General features: G+C 65.8%; 10 protein-coding genes and 1 other RNA gene. 8 read left to right on the forward strand and 3 right to left on the reverse strand.

The window, feature by feature from the left end:
- Positions 1-165: 165 nt before the first annotated feature.
- The 3 genes from ssrS to TSA1_RS07990 all read right to left on the reverse strand — a co-directional run bounded on the left by ssrS (position 166) and on the right by TSA1_RS07990 (position 1,258).
- Positions 166-326: non-coding RNA, 6S RNA (gene ssrS, locus TSA1_RS07980), on the reverse strand.
- A 231-nt stretch (positions 327-557) separates the two neighbouring features.
- Positions 558-941, reverse strand: a complete 384-nt coding sequence (locus tag TSA1_RS07985; protein ID WP_060737138.1) for a cell division protein ZapA — start codon at positions 939-941, stop codon at positions 558-560.
- Positions 938-1,258, reverse strand: a complete 321-nt coding sequence (locus tag TSA1_RS07990; RefSeq protein ID WP_018318703.1) for a DUF4164 domain-containing protein — start codon at positions 1,256-1,258, stop codon at positions 938-940. The genes TSA1_RS07985 and TSA1_RS07990 overlap by 4 nt, the downstream gene beginning before the upstream one ends.
- Before the next feature lie 373 nt (positions 1,259-1,631).
- Here TSA1_RS07990 and tkt point away from each other — a divergent pair, with 373 nt between their 5' ends.
- The 8 genes from tkt to TSA1_RS08030 all read left to right on the forward strand — a co-directional run bounded on the left by tkt (position 1,632) and on the right by TSA1_RS08030 (position 11,226).
- A complete protein-coding gene (gene tkt, locus TSA1_RS07995; protein WP_100175879.1) occupies positions 1,632-3,617 on the forward strand; it encodes a transketolase in 1,986 nt (661 codons plus the stop codon).
- A 149-nt stretch (positions 3,618-3,766) separates the two neighbouring features.
- Positions 3,767-4,774 (forward strand): type I glyceraldehyde-3-phosphate dehydrogenase, encoded by a 1,008-nt coding sequence (gap, locus tag TSA1_RS08000; RefSeq protein WP_100175880.1) that lies wholly within the window; start codon positions 3,767-3,769, stop codon positions 4,772-4,774.
- A 149-nt stretch (positions 4,775-4,923) separates the two neighbouring features.
- Entirely contained in the window at positions 4,924-6,120 is a 1,197-nt protein-coding gene (locus TSA1_RS08005) for a phosphoglycerate kinase (RefSeq protein WP_100175881.1), read from the forward strand.
- A gap of 39 nt (positions 6,121-6,159) precedes the next feature.
- Complete coding sequence (gene fba, locus TSA1_RS08010) at positions 6,160-7,227, forward strand: class II fructose-bisphosphate aldolase (protein ID WP_100175882.1); 1,068 nt, start codon at positions 6,160-6,162, stop codon at positions 7,225-7,227.
- Between the two features lie 300 nt (positions 7,228-7,527).
- On the forward strand, positions 7,528-8,568 hold the full coding sequence (locus tag TSA1_RS08015; protein WP_100175883.1) for a class I fructose-bisphosphate aldolase: 1,041 nt from the start codon (positions 7,528-7,530) through the stop codon (positions 8,566-8,568).
- A 3-nt stretch (positions 8,569-8,571) separates the two neighbouring features.
- On the forward strand, positions 8,572-9,261 hold the full coding sequence (locus TSA1_RS08020; RefSeq protein ID WP_100175884.1) for a thiamine phosphate synthase: 690 nt from the start codon (positions 8,572-8,574) through the stop codon (positions 9,259-9,261).
- A gap of 8 nt (positions 9,262-9,269) precedes the next feature.
- Positions 9,270-10,355 (forward strand): tetratricopeptide repeat protein, encoded by a 1,086-nt coding sequence (locus TSA1_RS08025; protein ID WP_100175885.1) that lies wholly within the window; start codon positions 9,270-9,272, stop codon positions 10,353-10,355.
- An 85-nt stretch (positions 10,356-10,440) separates the two neighbouring features.
- Positions 10,441-11,226, forward strand: coding sequence for an inositol monophosphatase family protein (locus tag TSA1_RS08030; protein ID WP_100175886.1), 786 nt, complete (start codon positions 10,441-10,443; stop codon positions 11,224-11,226).
- Positions 11,227-11,405 lie beyond the last annotated feature (179 nt).

Below are 11,405 nucleotides of genomic sequence, written 5' to 3' on the forward strand. Positions count from 1 at the left end.
GCTGGTCCCCCATGTCATCACCCACGCATGCGGGTGATCCAGTATTCCAGAGGCGTTAGTGATTCACACAAATGCCGCGGCGTACTGGATGCCCCGGTCAAGCCGGGGCATGACACCTGTTGAATTGGCCGCCGTCATTCAACAAGCGCGAACCAGAAGAAACAGTGCGAAGCCGCGTACGCCGTTGAAGCACTCGATCCCGGAGTTCCCTACGAAAGTAGGTGGGCACCATATGTCCGGGCCCACGGGCCCGGCCAGGGACAGTTCCCTAAAGGATCGATAAGGCCCCGGGGATATATGGCTCCTGACGCGCGTCGCAGCCTCGCAAAGCCAATGTAACAACGATACTGACGAATCGCCAGCCCGGGCTTTCTTACCCTCCCCTGGAGGGGGCGGGTCGATCGCGCGGAGCGCGAGCGGGGTGGGGTGATCTCTCCACGCGGGCACTGTTCGATGCGGAGAGACCGTCACCCCACCCCGTCTCACATTTCGCTGCGCTCAATGTAAGCCGACCCTCCCCCTCCAGGGGAGGGTAAGAGAAGCGGCCTCGCCAATCTCTACCCGATCGCAATCCCATTCCCGACGGTGCGGTTCAGCACCTGGGTCGATTTCTCGATGCGCTCGGCAGCGGCGTTCAGGGCGTTGACCACGGCGGTCTGCGTCATGCGGGCGCGCTCGACGGCGGCGTTGCGGAAATCCCTGAGCTCGGTCAGCTCCTGCTCCAGGGTGCGGACGCGGTTGCTGGTGTCGACCAGTTCGTCACAGACGGTCAGCGCCGCCATCACCGTGAGGCGCGCATCGCCGATCTCGCCGAATTTTCCGCGCAGCGACTGAATGCGTGTTTCCAGGGTTTCGGCGAGCTTGAGCAGCCGCACCTCCTGGCCCTCCTCGCAGGCCATGCGGTACTGCCGGCCGTTGATGGTGACGTTGATGTGGCTCATCCGTCCTCTCCGGTATCGAGCACCGAGCGTATCGTGACGATGGCGGAATCCAGCCGGTCGGAGATCTCGCGATTGGTGCGCTCGAGCTTGCGCGCCTTCACCAGCGCGCCGTCGAGCTCGTCGGCGAGCCGCGAACGGTCGGCGCCCAGCGCCTGAATCCGCGCCGCCAGCTCGTTCTCGTCGCGATCGGCATCGCGCCGCCGCTCCACCGCGCTTTCGAGCGCGTCGAGTGCTGCCATCAGCCTGCGGGTCGCGATCTCGATCTCGACCGCGGAGGACTCCGTCATGGCGGCACTGTTGGACACGCGATCGTTCATGTAGTCAGCGGTGGAACCTGGCGGCCTTTGCCCAGTGGCCTTTTCCTGGGGCTTGCCGCCCGGCAAAAGACTCGGTTCGGCAAGCGGTTAGAAGCAGAAATTTACGTGGCAAGCTAGCCGAGCGCAACGCCGCCGCGAAACTATGCACCGATCAATCGGACGGAGGCTGCTGCGATCCCTCGGTTCCTCCCGTGCCGCATCTTGCGGAAAACCGATCTCCACAGAGGCAACTTTTGCGGCCAAATCGGCGTTTGATCACCTTGGACTCCCGGAACCGAGGTGCTATCCCAGCCCCGACCTTCAGTGGCCGCCAGGCTCCTCCCGCGCGGGCGCACGTCGCCTCCAAGCGCCTCATTTCAGACGGATTTCAGACATGACGCAGGTCGATCACACCCGTATGGCCAACGCGATCCGCGGCCTTTCGATGGACGCCGTCGAGAAGGCGAAATCGGGCCATCCCGGCCTGCCGATGGGTGCCGCCGACATCGCCACGGTGCTGTTCACGCAGTTCCTGAAATTCGACGCCGCCGCGCCCGCCTGGCCGGACCGCGACCGCTTCGTGCTGTCGGCCGGCCACGGCTCGATGCTGCTCTATTCGCTGCTCTATTTGACCGGCAATGCCGAGATGACGCTGGACCAGATCAAGCAGTTCCGGCAGGTCGACTCGCTGACGCCGGGCCATCCAGAGAACTTCCGCACCAAGGGCATCGAGACCACGACCGGGCCGCTCGGCCAGGGCATCTCGACCGCGGTAGGCATGGCGCTCGCCGAGAAGATGCTCGCTGCCGAGTTCGGCAAGAAGATCGTCGACCACCACACTTTCGTGCTCGCCTCCGACGGCGACCTGATGGAAGGCATCTCGCAGGAAGCGATCGCGATGGCCGGCCACTGGAAGCTCAACAAGCTGATCGTGCTCTACGACGACAACGGCATCTCGATCGACGGCCCGACCTCGATCGCCGATTCCGTCGACCAGGTGAAGCGCTTCAAGTCGGCGGGCTGGGCCGCCGAGAAGATCGACGGCCATGACCAGGCGGCGATTGCAGATGCCATCACGCGCGCCAAGAAATCCAACAAGCCGACGCTGATCGCCTGCCGCACCACCATCGGCTTCGGCTCGCCGCACAAGGCCGGCACCTCGAAGGTGCATGGCGAGGCGCTCGGGGCCGACGAGCTCAAGGCCACCAAGGAAAATCTCGGCATCTCGCTCGAGCCGTTCTCGGTGCCCGACGACGTGTTGAAGGCCTGGCGCGCTGCCGGCAGCCGCGGCGCGGCCGCACGGCAGGAATGGGAAACCCGGCTCGGCGAGCTCGGCAGCCGCAAGCGCGCCGAGTTCGAGCGCCGCCTGCGCCACGAGCGTCCGGCGTCGCTGGCGAAGGCCGTGCGCGCCTACAAGAAGGAGCTGCTGGAAAAGCCGATGAATGCGGCCACCCGGAAATCCTCGGAAGCGGTGATCGAAGTCATCGCCGGCGCCATGCCGATGGAATTTTTGGCCGGCTCGGCCGACCTCACCGGCTCCAACAACAACAAGGCGAAGTCGGCGACCGCCTTCTCGGCCAAGACGCCGAAGGGCCGCTTCATCCATTACGGCATTCGCGAGCACGGCATGGCCGCCGCGATGAACGGCATTTTCCTGCATGGCGGCTTCGCGCCGAACGGCGCGACCTTCCTGGTGTTCACCGACTACGCGCGGCCTGCGATGCGCCTTGCCGCCCTGATGGGCGCCGGCGTCGTCTACGTCATGACCCATGACTCGATCGGGCTCGGCGAAGACGGCCCGACCCATCAGCCGGTCGAGCATCTCGCCGCGCTGCGTGCCATCCCCAACATGCGCGTGTTCCGTCCCTGCGATTCCATCGAGGTCGCCGAGTGCTGGGAGCTCGCGCTCAACCGCGTCGACGGACCGACCGTGCTGGCGCTGACGCGCCAGAACCTGCCGCAGCTGCGTACCACCGCACCGAACGACAATCCCTGCGCGGCCGGCGCCTACGAGCTTGTCGCAGCCCAGGGCGAAGCCAAGGCCACGCTGTTCGCCTCCGGCTCCGAGGTCGAGATGGCGGTCGCGGCCCAGAAACAGCTCGCCGAGCGCGGCATTCCGACACGGGTGGTCTCGGTCCCCTCGCTCGAGCTCTTGTTAGCGCAACCAGAGGCCAAGCGTGCTGCGATCATCGGCAACGCGCCGGTGAAGGTGGCGATCGAGGCCGCGGTGCGCTGGGGCTGGGACGCCGTGATCGGCCAGGATGGCGAATTCATCGGCATGCATTCCTTCGGCGAAAGCGGCCCTGCAAAGGAGCTTTACAAGCACTTCGGTATTACCGCCGAGGCTGCGGTTAACGCTGTGCTGAAGCGCGTTTCCTGAGAGTTGAGCTTGCCGTAAAAAAGGACTACGTAGTCTCTCATATGATCAAGCACCGCCCGGCCGAACCGGGCGTCCGCCCCTAAAAAAACCCTCGCAGGCGCGTAGAGCGCGTTGTGCGGGATGACAACGGTCATTGAAGGAGACGAAACATGGCAGTCCGCGTTGGAATTAACGGTTTTGGCCGCATCGGCCGCAACATCCTGCGGGCTATCGCCGAGTCCGGCCGCAAGGACATCGAGGTCGTCGGCATCAACGACCTCGGCCCGGTCGAGACCAACGCCCATCTGCTCCGTTTCGACTCTGTCCATGGCCGCTTCCCCGGCACCGTGACCGTCGACGGCGACTCCATCAACCTCGGCAGCGGCAAGATCAAGGTGACCGCCGAGCGCGATCCCTCCAAGCTGCCCTGGAAGGATCTCGGCGTCGACATCGCGATGGAATGCACCGGCATCTTCACCTCGAAGGACAAGGCGTCCGCGCATCTGACCGCCGGCGCCAAGCGCGTGCTGGTCTCCGCGCCCGCCGACGGCGCCGATGCCACCATCGTCTACGGCGTCAACCATGAGACGCTGACCAAGGATCACCTCGTCATCTCCAACGGCTCCTGCACCACGAACTGCCTCGCACCGGTCGCCAAGGTGCTGAACGATCTCGTCGGCATCGAGACCGGCTTCATGACCACGATCCACGCCTATACCGGCGACCAGCCGACGCTCGACACGATGCACAAGGATCTCTACCGCGGCCGTGCGGCGGCGATGTCGATGATCCCGACCTCGACGGGCGCCGCGAAGGCGATCGGCCTCGTGCTGCCCGAGCTGAAGGGCAAGCTCGACGGCGTCGCGATCCGCGTGCCGACCCCGAACGTCTCGGTGGTCGACCTCAAGATCGTCGCCAAGCGCGCCACCGACGCCAAGGAGATCAACGCGGCGATGAAGCGCGCCAGCGAGCAGCAGCTCAAGGGCATCCTCGGCTACACCAGCGCGCCGAACGTTTCGATCGACTTCAACCACGACCCGCACTCCTCGACCTTCCACGAGGACCAGACCAAGGTGCAGAACGGCACGCTGGTGCGCGTGATGTCCTGGTACGACAACGAGTGGGGCTTCTCGAACCGCATGGCGGACACCGCCGCCGCGATTGCGAAGGTGATCTGAGAACGTAGGTCTCGTGTCCCGGACGCGGTGCAGCGCCTCGGCGCTGCTCCGCAGAGCCGGGACCCATTCAACCGCGGGACTCGCTGTCATGTGGGTCCCGGTTCTGCAGCGCACCGCTTGCGCGCTGCGCAGCGCCCGGGACAAGACAGATGACCAACAAATTCCGCACCCTCGACGACGTCGAATTGAAGGGCAAGCGCGTGCTGCTGCGCGTGGACCTCAACGTGCCCATGGACAATGGGCGTGTCAGCGACACGACCCGGCTGGAGCGCGTCGCGCCGACCATCACCGAGATCTCGGACAAGGGCGGCAAGGTCATCCTGCTCGCGCATTTCGGCCGGCCGAAGGGGCGCGACGCCAAGGACTCGCTGAAGCCCGTCGCCGAGGCGCTGTCGAAGGTCGTGAAGAAACCCGTCGCGTTTGCCGAGGATTGCATCGGTGAGCCCGCGGCCAAGGCGGTCGCGGCCCTGAGCGATGGCGACATCCTCTGCCTCGAAAACACCCGCTTCCACAAAGAGGAAGAAAAGAACGATCCCGCTTTCGTCGCCGAACTCGCAAAGCTCGGCGACATCTGGGTCAATGACGCGTTCTCGGCCGCGCACCGCGCCCACGCCTCGACCGAAGGGCTCGGCCACAAGCTGCCGGCCTATGCCGGCCGCACCATGCAGGCCGAGCTCGATGCGCTGGAGAAGGCGCTGGGCTCGCCGACCAAGCCCGTCATCGCCATCATCGGCGGCGCAAAGGTCTCGACCAAGATCGACCTCCTGGAAAATCTCGTCACCAAGGTCGACGCGCTCGTGATCGGCGGCGGCATGGCCAACACCTTCCTGCACGCCCAGGGCGTCGCCGTCGGCAAGTCGCTGGCCGAGAAGGACCTCGCGCCGACCGCGCTGCGCATCATGGAGAAGGCGGACGCCGCCAACTGCGCCATCATCCTCCCGGTCGACGCCACGGTCGCGTATCACTTCGCGGCGAACGCGCCGTCGCACGCCTATGGCCTCGACGCGATCCCCGCCGACGGCATGATCCTCGACGTCGGCCCGCAATCGATCGCCCGCGTTCATGCGGCGATCGACGACGCGGCGACGCTGGTCTGGAACGGGCCGCTCGGCGCGTTCGAGATGCAGCCGTTCGACCGTGGCACGGTGGCGGCCGCCAAGCACGCCGCCGAGCGCACCAAGGCCAAGAAGCTGATCTCGATCGCGGGCGGCGGCGACACCGTCGCGGCCCTCAACCAGGCCCACGTGGCCGGCGACTTCACCTATGTCTCGACCGCCGGTGGCGCATTCCTCGAATGGATGGAAGGCAAGCCCCTGCCCGGCGTTGAAGTTCTGCGCATCAAGTAAGCAAGCGGCCCGAGAGGCCCCAACGGGAGAACAAGACAGATGGCTCGGATCACGTTACGTCAATTGCTCGACCACGCGGCGGAGAACGATTACGGCGTACCGGCCTTCAACATCAACAATATGGAGCAGGCGCTGGCGATCATGGACGCGGCCAACCAGGTCGACGCGCCCGTCATCATCCAGGCCTCGCGAGGTGCGCGCTCCTACGCCAACGACATCATGCTCAAGCACATGATGGACGCCGTCACCGAAATCTACCCGCACATCCCGGTCTGCGTGCATCTCGACCACGGCAACGAGGCCGCGACCTGCATGACCGCGATCCAGGCCGGCTTCACCTCCGTCATGATGGACGGCTCGCTCAAGGCCGACGGCAAGACGCCCGGCGATTGGAGCTACAATGTCGGCGTCACCAAGACCGTGACCGACATGGCCCATCTCGGCGGCATCTCGGTGGAAGGCGAGCTCGGCGTGCTCGGCTCGCTCGAGACCGGCATGGGCGACAAGGAAGACGGCCACGGCGCCGAGGGCAAGCTCAGCCACGACCAGCTCCTGACCAATCCGGACGAGGCCGTGAAGTTCGTGCAGGAGACCAAGGTCGACGCGCTCGCGATCGCGATGGGCACCTCGCATGGCGCCTACAAGTTCACCCGCAAGCCCGACGGCGACATCCTCGCCATGAACGTGATCGAGGAGATTCACCGCAAGCTGCCGAACACGCATCTGGTCATGCACGGCTCCTCGTCGGTGCCGCAGGACCTCCAGGACATCATCAACGCCTATGGCGGCAAGATGAAGCCGACCTGGGGCGTGCCGGTGGCCGAGATCCAGCGCGGCATCAAGAACGGCGTGCGCAAGATCAACATCGACACCGACAACCGCATGGCGATGACCGGTCAGATCCGCAAGGTGTTGAAGGACAGCCCGGAAGAGTTCGATCCGCGCAAGTACCTGAAGCCGGCGATGGAAGCCATGACCAAGCTGTGCAAACAGCGGCTGCAGGAGTTCAACACCGCCGGCCATGCCTCCAAGATCAAGCGCGTCCTGACCACCGCCGAGATGGCCAAGCGCTACGCCAAGGGCGAGCTCGATCCGAAGGTGGCGTAAGCGATCGCGCGGCGGCGTGAGGCTGGCTGCGCCCTATCCTCTCCCTCTCTCCGCTTGCGGAGAGAGGGTTGGGGTGAGGGGGACTCTCCCCGGGGACGCTGGCAATTGGACCCGCGGAGAGTCCCCCTCACCCGGAATACGCGCTTTCAGCGCGCATTCCGGCCTCTCCCCGCAAGCGGGGAGAGGCGAACAACCCTGACCTCCCGCCCCTTTACCCTGCGACCAACGTTAACTCGGCAATTGCCCGAGAACGGTCTATTTTCACAGGCAAGGGCAGAATCGTTTTGGGAGGACCTCTCGATGAATCTGACTGAGCTCAACAGAATCGCGACCGCCATGGTCGCATCCGGCAAGGGTATCCTCGCCGCCGACGAATCCTCCGGCACCATCAAGAAGCGCTTCGACGCGATCGGCGTGGAATCGACTGAAGAGAACCGCCGCGACTATCGCGAGATGCTGTTCCGGTCGAAGGAGGCCATGAGCCAGTATATCTCCGGCGTGATCCTCTATGACGAGACGATCTGGCAGAATGCTGCGGACGGCACGCCGCTGGTGAAGCTGATCGAACAGAGCGGCGCCATTCCCGGCATCAAGGTCGACGAGGGCACGCAGGCCCTGCCGATGTGCCCGGGTGAAACGGTGACCGTCGGGCTCGACAAGCTCGCCGAGCGGCTGAAGAAATATTACGAGCGCGGCGCGCGCTTCGCCAAATGGCGCGCGGTGATCGACATCGGCAGCGGCACTGACGGCCGGGGCATCCCCTCGATGACCGCGATCAGCGTCAACGCCCATGCGCTGGCGCGCTATGCCGCACTGTGCCAGGCCGCGCAGATCGTGCCGATCGTCGAGCCGGAGGTGCTGATGGACGGCGACCACGACATCGACCGCTGCTATGACGTCACGAGCCGCGTGCTCAACAAGACGTTCCAGGAATTGCGCGTGCAGCGCGTCGCGCTCGAAGGCATGGTGCTGAAGCCGAACATGGCGATATCGGGCAAGAAATGCGTGAAGCAGGCTTCCGTCGAGGAGGTCGCGGAGAAGACCATCCGGATGCTGAAGGCCTGCGTGCCGGCGGCGGTGCCCGGCATCGCCTTCCTCTCCGGCGGCCAGTCGGATGAAGAAGCGACCGCGCATCTCAACGCCATGCACAAGCTCGGTCCGCTACCCTGGGGCCTGACCTTCTCCTACGGCCGCGCGCTGCAGGCCGCGCCGCAGAAGGCCTGGTCCGGCAGGCCTGAGAACATCGCGGCCGGCCAAGCCGCCTTCAGCCATCGTGCACGCATGAACGGCCTCGCCTCCAAGGGCGAATGGCAAAGTAGCCTGGAAAAGAAAGCGGCCTAGACCTTGTCGAACAAATCGCCTCCGCCGCGTCCCGCGCCGCGCCTCTATCTCGCGACGCCCGTCGTCGATGATCCCGCTACTCTGGTCGCCGAGCTGCCGGGCCTGCTCGCCGCCGCCGATATCGCCGCCGTGCTGCTGCGCCTGAAGGAGACCGATCAGCGCAGCATGATCTCGCGCATCAAGGCGCTGGCGCCGCCGGTGCAGAAGGCGGGCGCCGCGCTGCTGGTCGAGGGCCATGCCGAGCTGGTGGCGCGCGGCGGCGCCGACGGTGCACACCTGCCCGGCCTCGCCGCGCTGAAAGAGGCGCTGCCATCGCTCAAGCCCGATCGCATCGCCGGTGTCGGCGGGTTGACGACACGGCACCATTCCATGGACGCGGGCGAGATGGGCGCGGATTATTTGCTGTTCGGCGAGCCCGATGCGAAGGGACAGCGCCCCTCGGCGCAGGCGATCGCGGAGCGGCTGGACTGGTGGGCCGAGCTGTTCGAGCCGCCCTGCGTCGGCTTTGCCATGTCACTGCAGGAAGCCCACGACTTCGCTCTCAGCGGCGCCGATTTCGTGCTGGTCGGCGACTTCATCTGGGCCGATCCGCGCGGGCCCAAGGCGGCGCTGGTCGAGGTCGATGCTGCGATCAAGAAGGCCCATGCGACGGCGACGGCTGATCCAGATCCCGCGGGCAGCGAGCCCGGTTAGCGCCCGACATGAAGCTCCCCTGCATCACCGCTCTGGCCACGCTGCTGCTCACAGGGCCTGCGGCCGCGCAGCTCCAGATCACGCCGCCGGCGACGATCCCGAGCGCGACGCCCGAGAAGCCAAAGCCCAAGCCGCCCGCCAAGAAGGAAGCAGCTCCGGCGCCGAAGCCTTCGGCCTCGCCCAAGGCATCCCCTTCGCCCAAGCCGTCTGCCTCGCCCAAACCGGCCGCGACCGTGATCCCGGCACCGCCGACGGACAATTCCAACGCTGATCTGGTGTACGGGGCCTATCAACGCGGCCAGTACAAGACGGCGTTCGAGCTTGCCACCGCCCGTGCGCAGGCCGGCGACCCCAAGGCCATGACCATGCTGGGCGAGCTCTATTCCAACGCCATGGGCATCCGCCGCGACTACGCCAAGGCGGCCGAATGGTACAAGCGCGCGGCCGACGCCGGCGACCGCGAGGCGATGTTCGCGCTCGCGATGCTGCGCATCTCCGGCCGCGGCGGCGCGGTCGACAAGGGCGAGGCGGTCAAGCTGATGGCGTCCGCCGCCAAGCTCGGCGAGCCCAAGGCGGCCTATAACCTCGCTCTGCTCTATCTGGACGGCCAGACCCTGCCGCAGGACGTCAGGCGTTCCGCCGAGCTGCTGCGCCAGGCCGCCGATGCCGGCCTGCCCGAGGCGCAATACGCGCTCGCGACCTTCTACAAGGAAGGCACCGGCGTGGCGAAGGATCCGGAACGCGCCGTGCGGCTGCTGCAGGCGGCCTCGCTCGCCGACAATGTCGACGCCGAGGTCGAATATGCCATCGCCATGTTCAACGGCACCGGCACGCCGAAGAACCAGCCGGCCGCGGTCGCCCTGCTCCGCAAGGCCTCCCGCCAGGGCAGCGCGATCGCGCAGAACCGGCTGGCCTGGGTGCTGATCAACGGCGCCGGCACGCCCATGGACAAGGTCGAGGGCTTCAAATGGCACCTGGTGGCCAAGACCGCCGGCAAGGGCGATCCGGAGCTCGACAAGCAATTGTCCGACCTGCCGCCCGACGACCGGGCCAAGGCGGAGGCAGCCGCCAGGAAATGGCTCGGGAGCAAATAACTTGACGCGGGGCCCCTCACGGGGCACCCAGTCCCTCAAACAGGCGTGTTTCTGCGCCAATTCCCCCGATCAAGACCTAGAGCACATGCTGTATTCCGCCACTATCAACGTCATGGTCAAGGCCGCGCGCCGCGCCGGCCGCAGCCTCAAGCGCGATCTCGGCGAGATCGAGCATCTCCAGGTCTCGCTGAAGGGGCCGGCGAATTTCGTCTCGCTCGCCGACAAGCGCGCCGAGGAGATCGTGTATCAGGATCTCGCCAAGGCCCGCCCCGGCTACGGCTTCATCGGCGAGGAAGGCGGCACGCGCGAAGGTACCGACAAGAGCCACACCTGGATCGTCGATCCGCTCGACGGCACCACCAACTTCCTGCACGGCATCCCGCAATTCGCGATCTCGATCGGCCTCGTGCGCGAGGGCACGGTGATCGCAGGCGTGATCTACAATCCCGCCAATGACGAGCTCTACATCGCCGAGCGCGGCAAGGGTGCCTTCCTCAACGACCAGCGCCTGCGCGTCGCCGGCCGCCGCCAGCTCAACGAATGCGTGGTGGCCTGCGGCCTGCCCCATATCGGCCGCGGCGACCACGAGGAATTCCGCCGCGAGATGACCGCGATCCAGGACCGCGTCGCAGGCCTCCGCCGCTTCGGCGCCGCCTCGTTAGACTTGGCCTTCGTCGCGGCAGGGCGCCTCGACGGCTACTGGGAGCGCGACCTGCAATCCTGGGACATCGCCGCCGGCATGCTGATGGTGCGCGAAGCCGGCGGGACCGTGACCGATATCGCCACGCCGGGGGATCCGCTGGTGACAGGGCACGTCGTGTGCGGGAATGAGTACGTGCACGGGGAGCTGGTGAAGATTTTGCGGAGGTAGGGGACCGCGAAAAGCCTCGGCCACCAAAGCCCCAATCCTCAGCGGAGCATCAATAGCCCCTTCCAAGCGAGGGCTATTTTAATGGCTTGGCAATCTACCGTTTTCAGATACAATCAATCGCTTAAATTTTTCAAACTTCTATTTTTGCGAGCGTTTTTTCCAACATAACCCTGGATTAT

The organism is Bradyrhizobium nitroreducens (assembly GCF_002776695.1).
Lineage (GTDB): Bacteria > Pseudomonadota > Alphaproteobacteria > Rhizobiales > Xanthobacteraceae > Bradyrhizobium > Bradyrhizobium nitroreducens.